Source organism: Streptomyces sp. NPDC056480, from assembly GCF_042795405.1.
GTDB lineage: Bacteria > Actinomycetota > Actinomycetes > Streptomycetales > Streptomycetaceae > Streptomyces.
In genome coordinates this window covers 1-17,725 of sequence record NZ_JBHTSA010000150.1, presented here as the reverse complement: position 1 = coordinate 17,725, position 17,725 = coordinate 1, and the positions used below count along the sequence as shown (strand labels likewise).

General features: G+C 66.2%; 8 protein-coding genes and 5 pseudogenes. 6 read left to right on the top strand and 7 right to left on the bottom strand.

The window, feature by feature from the left end; translation table 11 throughout:
- Window positions 1-532: 532 nt before the first annotated feature.
- Window positions 533-1,047: pseudogene (locus ACFQ79_RS36445) on the top strand (IS3 family transposase); the annotation flags it as partial.
- 142 nt (window positions 1,048-1,189) lie between these two features.
- Here ACFQ79_RS36445 and ACFQ79_RS36440 read toward each other — a convergent pair.
- The 3 genes from ACFQ79_RS36440 to ACFQ79_RS36430 form a co-directional block, all read right to left on the bottom strand.
- A complete protein-coding gene (locus ACFQ79_RS36440; RefSeq protein ID WP_383591546.1) occupies window positions 1,190-2,203 on the bottom strand; it encodes a glycosyltransferase family 2 protein in 1,014 nt (337 codons plus the stop codon).
- Window positions 2,204-2,235: 32 nt separating this feature from the next.
- Window positions 2,236-4,590 carry a glycosyltransferase gene (locus tag ACFQ79_RS36435; RefSeq protein WP_383591543.1) on the bottom strand — a complete coding sequence of 785 codons (2,355 nt, stop codon included), beginning with the start codon at window positions 4,588-4,590 and terminating at the stop codon, window positions 2,236-2,238.
- Window positions 4,591-4,725: 135 nt separating this feature from the next.
- Window positions 4,726-4,962 carry a hypothetical protein gene (locus ACFQ79_RS36430; protein WP_383591540.1) on the bottom strand — a complete coding sequence of 79 codons (237 nt, stop codon included), beginning with the start codon at window positions 4,960-4,962 and terminating at the stop codon, window positions 4,726-4,728.
- A gap of 419 nt (window positions 4,963-5,381) precedes the next feature.
- On the opposite strand from ACFQ79_RS36430, the pseudogene ACFQ79_RS36425 reads away from it, so the two are divergent.
- Together ACFQ79_RS36425 and ACFQ79_RS36420 are read left to right on the top strand one after the other, a co-directional pair.
- Window positions 5,382-5,921 (top strand): annotated as a pseudogene (locus ACFQ79_RS36425) (winged helix-turn-helix domain-containing protein).
- Window positions 5,922-6,013: 92 nt separating this feature from the next.
- Entirely contained in the window at window positions 6,014-6,319 is a 306-nt protein-coding gene (locus ACFQ79_RS36420; RefSeq protein WP_383591537.1) for a hypothetical protein, read from the top strand.
- Window positions 6,320-6,340: 21 nt separating this feature from the next.
- Here the strand turns inward: ACFQ79_RS36420 and ACFQ79_RS36415 are convergent, their stop codons facing one another.
- Window positions 6,341-7,597, bottom strand: a complete 1,257-nt coding sequence (locus ACFQ79_RS36415; RefSeq protein ID WP_383591549.1) for an IS110 family transposase — start codon at window positions 7,595-7,597, stop codon at window positions 6,341-6,343.
- Window positions 7,598-8,118: 521 nt separating this feature from the next.
- On the opposite strand from ACFQ79_RS36415, the gene ACFQ79_RS36410 reads away from it, so the two are divergent.
- Entirely contained in the window at window positions 8,119-9,204 is a 1,086-nt protein-coding gene (locus tag ACFQ79_RS36410; protein WP_383591534.1) for an IS110 family transposase, read from the top strand.
- Between the two features lie 37 nt (window positions 9,205-9,241).
- Here ACFQ79_RS36410 and ACFQ79_RS36405 read toward each other — a convergent pair.
- Both ACFQ79_RS36405 and hisC read right to left on the bottom strand, forming a co-directional pair.
- Window positions 9,242-10,835: pseudogene (locus ACFQ79_RS36405) on the bottom strand (ISAzo13 family transposase).
- 303 nt (window positions 10,836-11,138) lie between these two features.
- A complete protein-coding gene (hisC, locus tag ACFQ79_RS36400; protein WP_383591531.1) occupies window positions 11,139-12,233 on the bottom strand; it encodes a histidinol-phosphate transaminase in 1,095 nt (364 codons plus the stop codon).
- A gap of 2,379 nt (window positions 12,234-14,612) precedes the next feature.
- Between hisC and ACFQ79_RS36395 the strand changes: the two genes are divergently transcribed.
- Window positions 14,613-15,023 carry a hypothetical protein gene (locus ACFQ79_RS36395; protein WP_383591529.1) on the top strand — a complete coding sequence of 137 codons (411 nt, stop codon included), beginning with the start codon at window positions 14,613-14,615 and terminating at the stop codon, window positions 15,021-15,023.
- A 1,580-nt stretch (window positions 15,024-16,603) separates the two neighbouring features.
- Here the strand turns inward: ACFQ79_RS36395 and ACFQ79_RS36390 are convergent.
- Window positions 16,604-17,237, bottom strand: a pseudogene (locus tag ACFQ79_RS36390) (transposase); the annotation flags it as partial.
- Window positions 17,238-17,599: 362 nt separating this feature from the next.
- Here ACFQ79_RS36390 and ACFQ79_RS36385 point away from each other — a divergent pair.
- Window positions 17,600-17,725, top strand: a pseudogene (locus ACFQ79_RS36385) (FAD:protein FMN transferase); the annotation flags it as partial.

Sequence of the window (17,725 nt, the reverse complement as noted above, 5' to 3'; positions counted from 1 at the left end):
GGGCGCCGGGCTCGGCGCCCACCCGGGCGGCCCGGTCAACCGCGCCGATGACTGTGTCGGCCGCCAGTACGTCGACGAGATCTCCGGCGCCCCGGCCAGGGGACGGCGCCGTTCTCCGGCACCGCCTTCTGCGCCTGCCAGCCCCGGCACCTGCGTGCCGGAGCGGGGCCTGGCGTGCCGGGATCCCGCGATCAGTCCTGGCCCGGATCGCCAGGACCAGGCGTTGCCCCCGGCCATGCCTGTCGAGGCATTGGACGGGTCGGTCACACCCCTGGGGACTCATCGCTGAAAAAGCTTCAGCGGTCCGCGGGAGACGGATGGACACGCTGGCGGTGTTCGCGCCGGGCAACGGGCGGACACAAGTCTGTGGCGAGGAGCCCGGTGAGGCACTGTCCGGCCCACCAGACATTCCTCTCCCACTCATCGCGTTCGGGAACCAGGTGCGGATCCGTAGACGCGACCGACGCCCAGTTCACGGCGCTGCACGCCACTTGGCAGCGGGAGACCGCGGGCCCGGACACCGGGCCGCCCGCCAGGCGGCCGACACGTCGGCGACATCACGTATCTCCCTTTGGAAGGAGGGACGTTCTTGTATCTGGCCACCGTCATCGACCTCGCCTCACGGCGTCTGGCCGGCTGGGCACTCGCGGAGCGCATGCGAACCGAGCTCGTCACCGACGCCCTGGCCGCCGCCCAGCGGACCCGCGGCAGCCTCGCCGGAGCGATCATGCACACCGGCCGCGGCGCGCAATACGTGAGCCGGGCATTCACACAAGCCTGCAGGTCAGCAGGGGTGGTCCAGAGCATGGGCACGATGGGTCCAGCGCGGACAACGCACTCGCCGAGTCCTTCAGCGCCACTGTCAAACGCGAAACACTCCAAGGCAGAAAAGCCTGGCCCAGCGAGCGCGAAGCCCGCCTCGACGCATTCCGGTGGCTCCACCGCTACAACACCCGACGCCGTCACTCCCGCCTCGGACACCGCAGCCCCATCGCCTACGAGACAGCAGCCACAACAACATCAACTACGCTGGCCCAAGCCGCATAACCCGTTTCCAGGATTCGGGGTCAAGGCCCATCGCCTCTCTCGCGGCTGTGCTGGGTGCAGGCGTGAGGCAGGCCGGGCCAGCGGTCCGGGAGCGGGATCCGTCCGAGCGGAGCCCGCCCGCGGGGCTGGCGGGAGGGACCGGTCACCCCTGGCCGTGCGGGGATACCGCTGCGGCAGCCCAGAGGTTTCGGTCCTCGGCGGGTTCCGGAGGGGAGGTGCGGGGGGCGTCGCTTCCCTGGCTGTTCAGCACCCTCTCCTCCAGTTCCTTGATCCGGCGGTGCTGGCGGCGGACGGTGGCCTGGAGGGTCAGAGCCGTCCGCAGGGATGCGCTTTGCTCGGCGGCTCGCGTAAGGAGCTCGTCGGGTACCCGCGGGTCCGTATCCTGTCCGGTGCCTCCGTCAAGCAGGGCGTTGGCCCAGGCAAGGGTGACAGGTTTGAAGAGGCCTGGATGATTCACCACGATTCTCGCTCTGATGGCGAGGTCGTTCTCGGCGGATTCCACGTGCAGCCCGGAGTCCTTGTTACGTGCCCCGAACAGTGCTTCTGGGATATGACGGGCGTCGAAGCCGTGTTCTACGCATGCGACCCAGAAATCCCAGTCTTCTCCTGCCGTCATGGACTCGTCGTAGCCTCCGACGGTCTGCCAGACCTCCCGGCGGTACAGCGAGCAGTAGAACATGATCAGCTGCTGGGTCATCCGCTCTCTGTCAAAAGGGGGAAGGGACATCCGCTGCGGGGGAAGCCTGTCATCGGTGAAGACCAGCAGGTCGGTAGAGACCACAGCGATGCCAGGGCTGGCATCCAGAACGGCCTCCGTCCTCTCCAGCATGGCGGGGGCGATCATGTCGTCGGCATCCAAGGGCAGGATGTAGCGGCCGCGTGCTGCGCGGATACCGGTGTTGCGGGCTGCGGAGACCCCGGAGTTCCTCTGCCGGAGGAGCCTGATCCGACGGGCCGGGTGCTGCTTTATCAATGACTCTGCCGCGGCAGCAGAACCGTCAGTGCTGCCGTCGTCGACGATGATGAGTTCCCAGTCTGTGAACGTCTGCGCGAGGACACTTGCCACGGCGGCCGGGAGGTAGCGGGCGTAGTTGTAACACGGGATGATCACCGACACCGCGGGGTCGGAGCCGTCGGGTATGTGCGGTCGTTCCATGGCCTGAGGTGTTCCTTCCCTGGGAAACCCGGTCATCCGGAGTGGTGCGGGTGGACGATCTCGAGGTCCGGGACGGCCCAGCAGGCATGGCCCATGTCCCGTGCCAGGGCGGCAAGACCTTCGGTTTCGATCATGTTCTTGTACGGCGCAGCCGGGAAGACAAGGCCGTCGCGGTGCAGGTCGGCACGGATCAGCAGAGCTGTCCCTCCCACGGCATCTACCTGAACCAGTCCGCTGTTGCGCAGCTGGTCGAGGTAGATCCTGCCGAAGCCGCGCGGAGGCTGCAGGATGCCGTCGCGCATCCACTGGGACCAGTCCAGTTCATCGCTGCCTGGCTTGAGGACGAAGGTGTTGAGATCGAATGCCGGTCCGGAGGGTTCAGTCACGCAGCTGGGGACAACAATGTCCTTCCCGGTTCCGAGGAGGCGCTGGATGAGATCCGGGGGGTAGCTGGTCACATCGACGTCCAGCCACAGGACCCAGTCCTCGTCGGTGAGGGCACGGGACAGCAGGTGGTTGCGTGCCCTGGCCAGTGCAGAACGGCGCCCGCGCTGGATGCGGGGGTCCCAGCGGGGGAGAGGCGAGCGGAACCCTGCATCCTGCTGCACAAGGGTCACACGGCGGTATGCCGCTTCCAGTTCCGGCCTGGCGGCCTGCAGCAGTCTCCAGGTGTCATCCAGGCTGTCCCCTTCCAGCAGTCCCAGCGAGAGCGCTTCACCCGGATACTCAAGAGCACGGAGACCGTCTAGATAGCGGGGAAGGTGCGCTGCCGCATCCCTTACCGGCGTGAGGACGAGGATACGGGGAAGCCCTGCCGCTTCCTGCACCGATGCACCACTGCCGGGACGGGTACCAGGGCCTGCGGCGTGCTTGCCTTCCCGGCCCGGCAGGGACGGACGTGCGGGCTGTTCTGCTGCGCGGGCGGGCGCCTCTTCCAGCGCACTGACGCCGGGGTCCCCGTACAGGTGAGTGGCCGCATCGAAATGGCCTGCGAAGTGAGATGCGCCGAACGTGTTGCCACCGTGAAATACATACGTGTAAAGGTGGGGTACGTCGATAGCTGCCAGCCTGCAGCTGCCCGCCACCTGCGCGACGGCCTGCGTGTCCTCGCCTCTGCGCAGATGAGGATATGAGGGCATCCTGCTTCTGGAGCAGATCATCGACCCTTCCCATACCCGGTGCCGGGAGATGGCGAGCTTGCGGCGGGCGGGCCACCACAGGCGCTCGCGGGCGAGGAAACATGCCTCTGCCCCCAGTGCGAGCATCGCGGCCATCTGCACCTCGACCCGCTCCGGATCGTACAGATCATCGTCGTCCCACTGGCACAGGTACGCTCCGCCGGCCTGCTCAACTGCCACATTGCGCAGTTCTCCGAGGGTCTTGTTCTCGGGGGGAAGCCGCAGGTAATTGATGCGCGGGTCGTTAAGGCTCCCGATGTAGTGCCCGAGCGTGTCGCTCGTCCCGTCGTCGATGACGACGAGCTCGAGATCCGGGTACGTCTGGGAGGTGAAGCAGGCAACCGCACGGCGTGCCAGGGACGGACGGTCCTGCGTGACCATCAGACAGGACACCTTCGGTGCCGGTGCGCCTGCGGCCCACTGCTTACGCTGCGCGTCCACGTTCAGCATGCCTGTCGCCAGCGGCCGCATGTTCTGGCTGGTCCAGAATCTGATCTCTGTGCCCGGAGGGAGCCCCGCAGGACAGGAAGGCTCTATCCAGCTTCCGGCCCAGTGATGCACGGCATAGGCGCTGCTGAGATCCGCGCCCTCACGCGCCGGCTGCGTTGCGGCATGCGGACTGGGCACCGGGTAGAGCAGTTCCGGCTCGAGCACCGTGACGGACTCTGCGCCCGGTGCGCGCTCCATGGCCCGGGTCAGGAAGAACGGTCCTGTCGCATCCAGGACATCCGTCTCTTTGTGCGTGCGGACCAGCTCGCGGTGGATATGTGCCCAGAGCGGATGCCGGGGACGTGAGGCCAGAAACGCGTTGCCAACGATTCTTTCAATACGCCGTTCGCGTGCCAGGCCCATTCCGGCGTGCGCTTCCGGCTCGTAGCCAAGTATGAGGCCATGGCCGCCGATCAGACCATTCAGCGGGCGCAGGCACTCGAAGTCAAGGTCGACATACACCCCGCCGAAATGATCGAGAAGAAAGTACCTTATGGCGTCAGCCCGCATGATCCCCTTGGGATATCCGTCGTAGACAGGAAGGAACCAGGGGTAGTGCCGGTGCAAGAAATCCCGGTTGTCCTCATCGGTCCAGAGCCGGTACTCCCAGGACGGATGATGGCGCTGCCAGGATTCCACCCAGGCTCTCCACCGGGGCGGGACCTCTGCACTCTTCCACGTCTGATGGATGATGTGCGGGATTTCAGTGTGCTTGGCCATGAAGGTGGTCCTTCTGTGTACCGCCAGTCAGCCAGTGCGCGAGTCCGTAGCGGTCCCCCAGACAGCAATGGCCGGCAGGAAGCGGCTATGGAGTGACGCTCTCCATAGCCGCCGGCGCATGAGATCTATCAGGGATCAGTAGTCGTAGAACGTGAGGTTCGGGTACACCATCGCGGTGGTGTGGCTCTCCTCCACCGTCACGTCCCCGAATACGTCACTGAAAGAAATATCGGAAGCCGCGTGCTCCACGCGCGCGGTGTGCTCGCTGCCCTGATCATCCGCGAGCACTTCGCCGGCCATGGCCGAACTGGCGGCTCCCAGGGTCAGCATCGTTGCCGCCGCCGCCGTATAGGCCACCCGACTGAACTTCATGAGTACCTCCTGCGATTTCTCTGTTAACTGCCGGCACGGAAAATGCGCAGCCTTCCGGCTGATCGAAGGCTTGGCAAATCCGATTGACATCGAATGGGGAGAATGCTATCTATGCGCCATGAAGAGAGGCATGAGTAGTATTCGCTCACCCGGTCACATTCCCGGTGCAGCTGCTGCTTCGCGCAGGCCCAGGAGAAGCCGCAGCTGATCAGGGTGCGGGCTGAACCTTCCCCGTACCCAGGGCGGGCGGGTGCTGCCGGGGGCTCATGCCGTGGTGTTCCTCTCGGCCAGTTCTTCACTCACTCCTGGTAAGGCATCGGTACGGGTGAGCGGACAGGCTGGAGAACTACTGAACTTGATTGGGTGATGTCGGGACCGTTCGTCTGACAGCTCTTGGTCTGTTCCGGTAGCCCTGGGCTGTGAGATACGCGCAGGGTGGCGGGTTGACCGACGCCGGGAGGGCCGCGCGAGAGCGGATCCGGCTGCAGGCTGTGGAACGCTTCGAGGGCGGGGAGAGGAACCGGGAGATCGCAGCTGCGCTGCGGGTGTCCGAGCGGTCGGTGGAGCGGTGGCGTCGGCAGTGGCGGGAGGCCGGAGCGACTGGGGTGCGATCGAAAGGCTCCCCGGGGCGCCCAAGGTTGAGCCAGTCGCAGATAGCCAGACTGGAACGCTAGTTGGAGCGCGGGCCGCTCGCCCACGGCTGGGCTGACCAGCGCTGGACGCTGGCTCGGGTGAAGACGCTGATAGGCCGACTGTTCCACGTTTCGTACACGGTGGAGGGCACGTGGCGGCTGCTGAAGCGTCACGGGTGGTCGTGGCAGCAGCCGGCCCGCCGGGCGATCGAGCGCGACGATGCGGCGGTCGAGCTGTGGAAGAAGGAGGTCTGGCCGCGGGTAAAAGCGCCGCGACAACCCGTGGAGCCTGGGTCGTCTTCGAGGACGAGGCCGGACAGTCCATGAGACCGCCGCGCGCCAGGACCTGGGGCCGGACTGGCCACACGCCCGTCGTCCGCGTCCGTGCCCGGGGATCCGGCCGTATTTCGATGGCCGGGATGAGCTGCTTCAAGCAGGGCAGGAGGTCACGGCTGTTCTACAGCTTCCTCGTCTACCGGGGCCGCAAGGGTGAACCGAAGGGCTTCACCTGGCGCGACTACCGCGACTTGATCGTGAGGGCGCACATCCAGCTCGGCGGCCCGATCATCCTGGTCTGGGACACCACTGTGAGACTGATGCGGCGCCGTCCGGTGCTGGGGCCTGACCCGTGGGACAACTGGCCTTGGCTGCCCTGTTCAGGATCTGTCGGCTTCCGGCCCCGGGCGGTGCTCGCTGCCGCCGGACCGGCGGGCGTGTCCCGATAGACATCTCGGGATCTGAAGAAGTCAAGCAGCCACTGCCACTGGCGAGGACGCGGGCTGATTGAAGGCGAGCTTTTCGTCGAAGAGGGCTCGCTTCTGCAAGCAGTGGAACAGCTGCCCGAGCAGGCGATTGAACAGGTGCCGTTGGGCTTGCGCGTGCCAGTCGCCGACGTCGCGCCGATGTCGGTAGTGGGCCTGCGCGCCGGGCGATGATCGCAGGGAGGAGAAGGCCCAGAGATAGCCGGCGTGGTGGAGCCGGTTGTTCTTGACCATGCGGCGTCCGACGTAGTGCTTCTTGCCGGAGGCGCGGGTGATCGGTGCGGATCCGGCGTATGCCTTCAGACCGCGGGCGTCGGTGAAGCGGTTGCGGTCGTCGCCCGTCTCGGCAAGAACTCGTGCCGCGAGCTGGAGGCCGAGGCCCGGGAAGCTCAGGAGTATCTCGGCATCGGGATGCTCGCGAAAGCTGGCGTCAACGGCGTCGGCGAGATCTTCACTGGCCTGGCAGGCTGCTTCGAACTGCTTCAGCAGAGCGAGAAGCTGCTTGCCGAAGGCGTCCTGGACAGCCGCGGGCTGGTGGGCGTACTCGGCTCGCAGGACACCGCGTAGGCGGTCAGCTTCTTCGTCGATGCTGCGGATACGGCCGGCGCGCTTGAGAGCGGAACGCAGCTGGCTCAGCGACAGCCGGGAGCCTTGGGTGGGTGTCGGTGCTTTGGCCAGGATGATGCGGGCTTCTTCGCGGGCCAGCCCGCCTTGCTTGGCCAGGAAGGCGTCCAGGGCAGCGGGGTAGTACTCGCGCAGCAGAGAGCGGATCTGGTTGCCGATCTGCTGGCGGTTCCAGACTGCGTCCTGCTGGGCACGAGCCAGTACTGCAATGGCCTGGACCTGCTCGGAGTCCGCAGGCAGCGGCCGGTGCATGGCCATGTCAGTGCGGAGGATGTTCGCCAGCACGAGGGCATCGCCCGGGTCAGACTTCTTGCGGGACACACCGTGGCGGTCGCGGTAGCGGGATGCTGCAAGTGGATTGATTGCGAAGACCTTGCGGTTGCCGGTCCGCAGGGCTGCTACGAGCAGGCCTCGGCTGGTCTCGATGGCCACCGGTATCGGAGACGCGGGACTGTCACCATGCTCGGCCAGGAGCTCCAGCAGCATCCGGTAGCCGGCAGCGTCATCGCTGATCCGTCGCTTGGCCAGCAGCTCGCCAGCCTCGTCGACCAGCGCGACGTCGTGATGCCTCTCTGCCCAGTCGATCCCGCAGAACACAATCACAGGTTCTCCCATCATCGAGTTGTTTGCCCAGGTCACGAGCTCATGCGGGTCACGCGGCGTCCTAATCCCAGGACTCGATCGGTCCGCCATCTCGGTAGCCGTTCGCGACACCAGCGCACCCCAGGGGCCTCTGTCTGCGCCAGAGCTCATGGCTCGCGGAAGTGAACAAGAGGTCACCCTGCGGCGGGCTCGCACCACGACGACAACGGATGGCATGCGGCGGTAGGTTTCACGGGACTTGGAGACGCCGGGCCGCGCCGCTCTCTCGTGAGACCTCAAAGGCCGGGGTGATACCAGACGTCTGCCCGGCGCCCACATGTCCCGTGAAACCCACCGTGACGGCGCCGCTCTATCGGAAGGCCTCCAGGGCCCGGGGCCTTACAGACGTCCGTCACCAGACAGCCCAGAGGCCAACCGCCCGCCTCCGGAACCACCTTCACCACGGATTAGGGGCCTTGCCACACAAGGCACCGTCACAGTTCTGACCGCCCACCGTTCCGACGTCGGCCACAGCCCCACGCCGATCGAGGAGCCACGTGACTGTCACCAGCATGCCCCACCCGAACCTGCTCACACAGCCGGATGCTCCGTTGCCGGAGGACGTGATCCTGGGGGTGGACACCCACAAGGACGTCCATGTTGCCGCCGTCATCACGACCCTGGGTGCCTTGCTCGCTCAGCAGGAGTTCCCGGCAACCGCCATCGGCTATCGCCAACTGCTCACCTGGGCACGGTCGTTCGGTGTTCTGCGCCGGGCCGGTTTCGAGTGCACCGGCTCCTTCGGAGCCGCGCTGACCCGGGTTCTGTGCCAGGAGGGCATCGACGTCGTAGAGATCAACCAGCCCGACCGCGCCACCCGGCGCAAGCGCGGCAAGACTGACGCCATCGACGCGGCCGCTCGTGCAGTGCTGTCCGGACGGGCCACCACCGTGCCGAAGAGCGCGGACGGGCCCGTAGAGGACATGCGGGTCCTGCGGCTGGCCAAGGAATCGGCGGTCAAGGCCCGCACCCAGGCGCTGAACCAGCTCAAGGCCGTTCTCATGTCCATCGACCCGGATCTGCGCGAACTCCTCACCGGTTTGAGCAACCCTGCGCTGGTCGCCACCTGCGCGGCCCTCCACGTGGATCACCGGGGCGAGGCCGTCTTCACGATGCGCTTGCCCGCCCGCAGCGTCCAGCACCTGTCCGGCGAGGTCAAAGAGCTCACCCGCCGCACCACCAGGGCCGTCCGCGCCTGCCGGCCCCAGATGCTGGACCTGGTCGGCGTCGGGCCCGACAGCGCCGCGGTCCTCCTCATCGCCACAGGTGACAACCCCGACCGGCTCGTCGACGAAGCGTCCTTCGCCGCGTTGTGTGGCGTCAGCCCGGTCGAGCAGTCCTCCGGCAAGACACAACGCCGGCGCTTGAACCGCGGAGGCAACCGCCAGGCCAACGCCGCCCTCTACCGCATCGTGCAGACCCGCATACGCTGGGACGAACACACCCAGAAGTATCTGGAGCGACGCACCGCCGAGGGCATGTCCAAGCGCGAGATCATCCGGTGTCTGAAGCGGTACGTCGCCCGCGAGCTCTACCGGCACATCCAGCCCCGAGCCGCCAACCAGGCCCCTTCCGCGGCTTGACGAAACATAGGGGCTTCTACTTGGGGCTCGCAGAGAATCAACATGCTGAGTTGATCTTCGTGGTGCTGCTGGTGGCGAGGAAGGCGGTGACGTCGGCGGGTGTGCGGAACGTGGCTGTCGAGGGTGGGATGGTACGGCCGTTCTCGTCGAGGAGGGGCCGGACTGTGAACGGCCCTGGTGATGGTGCTGGCGTTGACTGCGAAGAGCTGGGCGATCAGGTCCCGGGTGCCGAGTTTGCGCAGGTAGAGCACGGTGGCCGGGACTCGGTCAGCGGCGGTCAGCTTGTCCTTGGCGCCGGCTCCGCGAGCACGGATGCGGTCTCCTCCTCGCTGCTGGGACCGCTCGTGTTCACGTAGCTCATCGAGTTTGCGGGACAGCTCGCCGGCGAGTTCGTCCAGTGCCGGTTCGCTCATGCCGGTCAGCTCCGGACTGCGCAGACCGGCAGCGGAGGGCTGCGGGGGCGGGTCCTGATCCGGCACCGGGTCCCCGGCCGCCCTAACGGTGTCGCGGTGTTGGGGGTGGAGGGTGTAGTTCCAGTCGCCGTGGAAGCGGTGCCGGTGCATGGGCAGGGCGTCGATGTCGCCGTCGGTGACCTTGATGCCGGTGTCGTAGGTGCCCGGGTCGAGTTCGGCGTGGACTGTCAGGCCGGTGCGGGTGGTGGTCGCTTTGATGCTGTTGACGATGACGTCGTGGCTGGTCAGGGGCCTGCCTCGCCAGTTCATGGAGGTGTGGGAGAACAGCCGGTGCTCGGTCTTGTTCCACTTGGAGGTGCCCGGCGGCATGTGGCAGACCGTGATCTCCAGGCCGGTTTCGGCGGCCAGGGCGGCGAGTTCGGTCTTACAGGCGCGGGTGCGGTATCCGTTGGAGCCGCCCGCGTCCGCGGTGATCACCAGCCGGGCGGCCCGTGGGTAGTCGTGACTGCCGCGGTCCTGCCACCAGCGGCGGATCGAGGCGACGGCGAACGCGGCCGTGCCGTGATCGGTGCCGGCGCTGACCCAGCCGGTGTTCGCGGCGACGTCGTAGATCCCGTACGGGATCGCCTTGCCCGGTCCCCGCCGGTCAAGGAAGTCGTGGGTCCTGACCCGGGCGGGCAGTCCCTTCGGCTGCCACTCTCGGCCCCCGTTCTTGTACTGGCCGACCAGTTCCTTCTTCTTGGTGTCCACACTGATCACCGGGTCACCGGCGCCCATAGTTCCTTGGCCCGGGCGTTGATGTAGCGGAACTGGGCATCCCGGTCAGGATGCCGGGCGCCCTCGACGGTCCTGGCGTTGGCCTGGAGACTGAACCCCTCCTCCCGCAGCAGGTCGGCGACGGTATCCGCCGAGACGCGGTGGCCCTGGCTCGTGAGCTCGTCGGCGAGTCTGCGGGTGGAATTCGTCGTCCATCGCAGCGGCGACATCGGATCCCCGCGCATATCCGGCTCGACCAGCGCCAGCAGCACGGGCCGCAGCCCCGGATCCACCTCGGCCGCCCGCTTGCGCCCGCCACCGGGACGGCGGACCCGGCCCAGCCGTTCCGCCCCCGCCTCCAACTCGTCCACGCCTCTGCGCACGGTGGCCTCGCTGACATCGGCCGCCTGGGCGACCGCCCCGGATACTGCCGTGGCCCAGAACCCGGGCTTCGGCTCCCATCAACAGATGACGATGCCGCTCGTCAAGGTGCGGAAACAACACCGCGAACTTCAGGCCGAGTTGACTGCGGCCTCACCGGATGTGCTCATACCACACCAACGAGCCGAACCGCGGGAAGCAACACCTTGATTCTCTGCGAGCCCTAACGAGCTGGTGCGTGATAGCGGGTGAGGCGTGCTTGCCTGATCGGGGTCGTGGTCAGGCGTCGGCGGTGCGGTCGGATCGCTGAGCTGGCGGATGGCGCTGCCGGCATACAGCCGGTCCGTCCGGCCCGCCCCGCCGAGACCGTGGATGCGGATCCAGCTAGTTACGCTGTGCCCGGTCAAGGATGGTCGGGTATCTGTCAATTAGGAAGTCGTTCTGCGCTATTGTTCCGATGGTGATTCTTGCGCCCTCGCCAGGGAATCCTCTTACGAGGATCCCCTGGCGCTTTGCTTCTTCGGTGAAGGCGGCAGTCTTCTCGCCCAGCGGGGCCCACAGGAAGTTCCCCTGAGAGAGAGGTATTCCAGGTGTGAGGGTGCGGAGTGCGGCGGCTGTCCGGTCACGCTCCCTGGCGGTCTCGGCTGCTCTGCGGAGCATCTCGCGTTCTTCCCGCAGTGCTGCCACAGCGGCTGCCTGGGCGAGGCTGTTGACGGAGAAGGGGAGAATGCACTTCCGTACGGCCTGAGTGAGTTCTGGCATTCCGTAGAGCCAGCCGACGCGTAGTCCTGCGAGTCCCCAGGCTTTTGAGAAGGAGCGAAGGACAACTACGTTCTTCCGGAGCGCGGCTGTGGCCAGCGTGTCTGTCTCCGGCCGTGGTGAGATGAACTCGTGGTATGCCTCGTCGAGGACGACCAGCACGTGATCGGGGACTTGGCCGAGAAAGTCTTCGACCTGCTGCGGAGGCAGATAAGTTCCGGTCGGGTTACTCGGGTTGCACAGGATGATGAGCCGGGTGCGGGATGTTATTGCATCAAGGATAGCCGGCAGATCGTGCCCATACCCGGGCGAGCGCGGCACAGGCACCGCCCTGGCGCCGGCCACAGAGGCGATCAGCGGGTACGCCTCGAAAGATCTCCATGAATAGACGACTTCGTCGCCGGTGCGCGTGGTTCCCATGACCAAGGACTCGATGAGACCTGCCGAACCGTTGCCTACGGCAATCCCGGCAGGGTCCAGCCCGTAATGCGAGGCCAGGGTGCTGATGAGCTTTACGGGTGTGAGATCTGGGTAGCGGTGCACATACTCAAGTGACAGGACGGCAGCATCAAGTACCCCGGGCAGCGGCCCGTATGGTGTTTCGTTGGTGTCAAGCTTGGCCATCTCGGGAAGGCCGAGCTCTCTGGCGACAGCAGCCGGGTCCGGTATGGGCTGGTATGCGGGAAGCTGATTGATGTCTTCACGGATGTGCTGGCTCATCGGTCACCCGGCCGTACTTCTGTGAACGGGAGCGGCTGGGCTGCCGCACTGTATCCCTGGGTTGTATCTGGCATGAGAAAGGCCTTTGGAAGACACATCAGGGAGGCGGTAGTCCCTGGAGAGGTGCGGCGATCTGCAACGCCTTGCCTGCCATCGGCGCAGAGTGAGACTCAACAAGAACATGACCTCTCTGGATGTTGCTGAGTAATGACTGCTCGCTTCGTCATCTGAGAGTGAGGGGCGGCGTGCAGCCGGGAGCCGGCGAGGGCCGCGGCAGTTTCGGCGGAGGGAATCCCGGGGGCGGCTACGGCTGACTCCTCCGGTGCCTGCGAGGCTGTCCGCCGGCACAGTTGTTCCGCCTTGCGGATCGGAGCGGGGGGCCGAGCCGCGTACCAACAAGGACCGCCCGGCCGGAGGATAAAGCCGCAGGCCGGCACCCGATTCAGCCGCGGATACGGCTGGCGGCCAGCGAGGTATCGCCGGCCAGACCGTGCTCCCAGCCCGGCGGGCGGATGCCTGAGTTCCGAGTCCGATGGCCTGCGGACTTCAGCGATGCGGAACGTGCTGTTCAAAAAGAGTCTGGGCTCACCAGGATGAAGCCGGCGTACCGCCGTGTTCCCGGGCCTGGAGAGAACATGCCCCATGGGAGACGTCCACCGCCAGCGGCCGGCGCTCCGCGGAAGGCCGCAGGCCGGGTCCACCCATGGCAGCACCCCTTTCACGCATGGCGTGGATTCCGCACGGAACCCGCGGAGCCTTCCTGGGCGCCTGTTGAACGCCTTCGCCCCGGTGGGTATTGTGTAGCGCCAGCCATTGATGATGCCCATACCGAAGCAGGACACCGACGTCACCGGTGCCGATCGACGTGGAGGCGCCATCCGGCGCCCTTCGCCGGGGTCATCGCGCTTGTGCCATCCACGTTGCGTTCCGGCCTGCGTGAAGCTGATGTCACGAACTGTTATCGCAGCAAACTCAGGTGACTGCGCACCGGTTCGGCAACCACAGACATCGACGCTGAAGTGACCCCCGGGTAGAAAGACCATCACACCTTCGATCGAATGGACCCCCGCGTAGTGAGCACTCTTCCCGGATCGCGGCCGGCCGGCAGAACCTGGACCGTCCGCCTGACCGGACACGCCGACCACTCCGCCTCCGTGGCCTGCAGCACCTCAGCCTGCCGGATGCCTCCTCGCTCCAAGGACATCCATGCGCTGCGCCGTTTCGCGCACCAACATGCCCACGCCCACGCGCGCTCCGCGACCCCGCGGCCCGGCGCCGCCTGCGCCTGCGGCGCGTCCGACTGCCGTCACCACAACACCACCAGAACCACGTGCACGGGCCGGACTCTGATGATCCTCATCCACAACCGTGCCGTGGGCGACGTCTGGACCCTGTCCGAGATCTGCCAGGCATGCGCTCCTCACATCGTCGGCGCAACGGTTCTGCCCAGTACCGCCACACCCTCCGGCAGCTCCGTTCCCGCGCCCGCCAGACCCACGCCGCCCGTACCTGTACAGGTCACCTTCTCCTCTCCTCAGGCAGCCGACGCCGACGAGGCGTCGGCAGCACGCCGTACCCAACGCCCCCCACGTGCCCGGGAGAGCCGGGGGTCTGCACGCCGCTCCGCCTGGTGACCCCTGGCGCATGCAGAACGGCGACAGGCCGCTGTGCTGGCTCACCGGCTGCCGCGGACTTGGTAGCGGGGATAGGCGAGTTCTCTGCCGAGTGCGACGACCGGGCCTGCCCCGTGCCTGCCCCAGTGATGCCGCCCGCCCCCGGTGCGTGGATTTCCGGCGAGCTTGCTGTACCGTCCCGGTCCGGCGGAGCCGGGTGGTGGCCTTGCAACCGATGAGGAGCAGACCGGTGATGCAGAGTGCCGCACTTGTGGTGTGCAACCCAGTCCCCGGGCGGGCTCGAGCCGCCGGTAGTCGGCAAACCGCCGTAGACCATCTGTATGAGTGGTCACTACCCATGTCGGCGAGAAGGATTCTTGTCCCACACACACGGACATGATCAGCGGTCACAGTCCAGCACCGCACCACTGACCATGCACGAGCTCGTCAGGCGCCGTGGCAGGGACGTGTGACTCACACCCCGCGGTCCGCACGGCTACGCCCTTTCATGCGATGTTGTGGGACACGTTGCCGTCCGCGTGCAGGACCGGCACGCGGACGATGCTTGATCGATCCGGTTCATCCAGTCGCCATCTGGGGCTCCGCTCCGCGCAGGCAGGGAACGCATGGCATGAGGGAGGCCTCTACGGGCCCTTCCAGATGTACCCGGGAGCACCCTCGTTCATTTTTGCCACGGTGCTGCTCACGCCATGCTGGCCTGCTGGTCCGGCGTCGGCCGCTCTACGGTCACCCGGCGACCGGCGAGGTGCGGCGGCTGCTCGCCGAGCGGGGCTGCACCACTGCAGCCGGAGTCCGGCTCCGCACCCTCGCCGAGGTCATCGGCCTTGTTGGCGCCAGCGGGCAGACCGGGATCGTCGACGGCATCGAGATCAGGGCCCGCAGGCTCGCCGTCGAACGCAAGAACCGGGAGAAGGTCTTCTTAGCCGGGAACAAGCAGAACGCCGTCAAGTCCATGGTCCTCACGGACGCCAGCGGCAGGCTCCTGCTCCGCAGCCCAGCTCAGCCGACAAGCTGTGCCAGCATCACCCACGCCCGGCAGCTGAGCCTGTCCAAGCACCGGACTGAACGGCCCGCCCGCGGAGATCCTCGCCGATGTCGGCTATCAGGGCCAGGGGCGCCCGGACGGCGGCCGCGTGGTGACACCACCGCACCGTAAGTCCAAGAAGAACCCGCCAGAGTGGTACGAGGAGATCTGTGAACGCTAGCGCAAGGCGCACTCGTCCCGCATCCGGGTCGAGCACGGCATCGCACACCCGAAGGACTGGCGGGCACTCGCCCGCCGCGAGCACTCGAGCGACACGATCCAAGCCATCGCCAGCCTGCTCTCACAACAGCAGACCGTCACCCGCACGGACCGCCAGGCACAGTGATCACCGGACCGACCTGTACCTTTCGACGTCGTACCGCCAACCATGTACGACCTCGTCAGCTGCTCGCCGGTGTTGTCGCAGGGCGCAGCGGGTATGCTCCCTCACTGCCCGTGAACCGGCCATCGATTCCTCTTCGAGGAATCATGCATGCGAGAAGTAGTGCATTGGGGACTTGTAGTCGAAAGCCGGAAGAGAGCTTTGAGATACTTTATCGGTACAGTTGGAATCACGATACGTAGCGACATGAGCCTGAGTGGGATTCCGGATGATTTCGGTTCCGTCCGGGATTGCGACACAGCCGACCTGATGGCTTGGAATTACGAATATGCCATCTTCGGCGTGCGCCGGAGTAGTCGCGAGAATGACCCCGAAACTTGCAGCGAGAAGCGTGTGCCCTAACAGGGAAATCTTGGCCATGTAAACAACTCTTTCTGGATAATGGCGGCGAACAGCCTGAATCGGCTGCCGCCCTTCATTTCTGTCTCTGCTGGAGAGCATTCCACAGCAGCGAGGCTGCAAAGGGGGCCTCGCCTGACATCAACCTGCAACTCGGCCGCACGCAGATGCCAGATATGTGAACAGCTGGGGGAGGAGCCTCGGCGGGTCGATATACTGAACACCGGGAGTTGAAGCCGCTCGGCTTGAATGTCCCAGCCGAGCTTCACACTGGACCTTCGCTGGTCGGCCGCGCACGCCCGGGCAGCAAGCACTATGTGATCACCGACCGGGACGCGATACCCCACATCCGCAGGGTCCAGCGCTCGGCCTCGTCACCGGCAGGGCCGCTGTTTGCCGGCCGGGGCTACGACTACTGCAAGTGCCGCCGCCTCTCTGAAACGATCAGTTTAGGGGCTGCGCAGTTAGGCTCCCTGTCTTCGGGCGCCCGGTGTGATGGTCGATTCGAGGGTGCCTCTGGGGAAGTGAGTGGAGGCGGATTGAAATGCTTAAATCGCCGGTCCTTCGTTGTAGTAGAAGATCGGACCTCCGCTAGGCCTAGCCGCGGCTCCGCTCGCCGACTCGCCCGTGGTTACGCGTTCCGTGGCTTCAGAGGCAGAAGTGCCACCGGACTCACTGGCGCTGGCCGCTGATGCGCCGGACAGGGAAAGAGCGACAGTAGCGGCAACTAGTAGAATAGTTGCGCCACCGCGAGAAGTGAATGTCATGACAATCCTCCATGAGTATATGCGAGTGCCTTGCGGATTCGTTCTACCTGCGTGCCGAATTTATGCACGCCTCTTCTCTCGCGATGGCTAGCATGGCATTCTCGCTATGGTGAGACAAGTCCACATGAAAGCAGCTTCCTGTAACTGGCTGCAGGAAGCTGCCACTGATTCCTAATGTCGTCTGTCAAGCTGCGAGGGCGGTCGGCGAGGCGGTCGGCTGGTCCCGAAGACGGACACTGTGCGCCGGTAGCGGCCAGGAACTCGACGCCGACGCCGGGCATGCTGGTGATCACGTCGAAGTGGCGATGGTCGCGAAACCGGGCCTCGATGAGCTTGTGCAGTTCGGCGACCTGCTCGTTGAGGGTTCTCACCTCCTTCGCCAGGGTGTGCACCATCTGGGCGGTCAGTCTCTCCCCGGGCAGGCAGGTGTGCTGACGCTCGGCCGCTTCGGCCACGGTTGCGGCGAGCTGGTCGGCTCGGAGGATCTTGCGGTTTCGCGGCCAGGTCCCCAGGCGTCTGGCCCCGAGCCGGGGATGGCCGAGGGGGTCTGGTAGCCGGTCAGCAAGGTCAGCGGGCCCCCGTTCGTGAGGCCAGGGCCCGCTCCAAGCCGGGGAAGATCCCGGCCAGCTGGCCCCGAAGCCGGTTGACGGTGCGGCGCGGTCGGCGACCAGGTAGGTCTATGCGCCGACCGGTGAGAATCTTAAGGTCGATGACGGTTTCGTCGCTGGGGCGCAAGGGGTGCAAGGGGTGCAGATCGCGGCGGATGCGGATCTGGCCGGCGATGACGGCGGCGTCCTTGGCGTCGGTCTTGCCTTCGCCGCGGTAGCTGCAGCCGGCGGCCACTCTCATCGATCACGACGCAGTGGCGGCGGTGGGTCTTGCCTGCGCCGATTCCGGTCCAGATCGCGGCCATCACGCCTCCCTGCGGTGGGTGTGCTGGGTGCCTCCCGACGGACGAACTCGCTGTCGATTCCCTACGGAGCGATCCTTCGCAATTCCCAATTGGCAGCCGAGTCGTCGTGGGGCGCCCGGCCGGCCAATCAGTGGAAGCCACAAGCGGCAGAGCCTTCTGAACCACACCAGACACCCCGGGTGGGAGAACCATACGAAGGGTTCTCCCTGTCCCGGTGTACAATGAAGGGAGCCTTTCCCAACCTTACCGGCCACCTCAAAGAGGCCCGGAATCCGCCCGCCAGCTCCCCGCCACCGGGCTGCTCTCTCACGGTCGTCGCTCCGACGCTCACGGAGGCGGACGCGACGGCGACGGCGGCGTTCGCGCTGGGCGCGGAAGGCGAACACCTCGCAGTGCGGCCGGGCGGCCGCAC

Bases quoted from the DNA above. Each gene is read 5' to 3' on its own strand.
- ACFQ79_RS36440 (WP_383591546.1), bottom strand. From the start codon at position 2,203: ATGGAACGACCGCACATACCCGACGGCTCCGACCCCGCGGTGTCGGTG.
- hisC (WP_383591531.1), bottom strand. From the start codon at position 12,233: ATGAGCCAGCACATCCGTGAAGACATCAATCAGCTTCCCGCATACCAG.
- ACFQ79_RS36420 (WP_383591537.1), top strand. From the start codon at position 6,014: ATGAGCTGCTTCAAGCAGGGCAGGAGGTCACGGCTGTTCTACAGCTTC.
- ACFQ79_RS36430 (WP_383591540.1), bottom strand. From the start codon at position 4,962: ATGAAGTTCAGTCGGGTGGCCTATACGGCGGCGGCGGCAACGATGCTG.
- ACFQ79_RS36435 (WP_383591543.1), bottom strand. From the start codon at position 4,590: ATGGCCAAGCACACTGAAATCCCGCACATCATCCATCAGACGTGGAAG.
- ACFQ79_RS36415 (WP_383591549.1), bottom strand. From the start codon at position 7,597: ATGATGGGAGAACCTGTGATTGTGTTCTGCGGGATCGACTGGGCAGAG.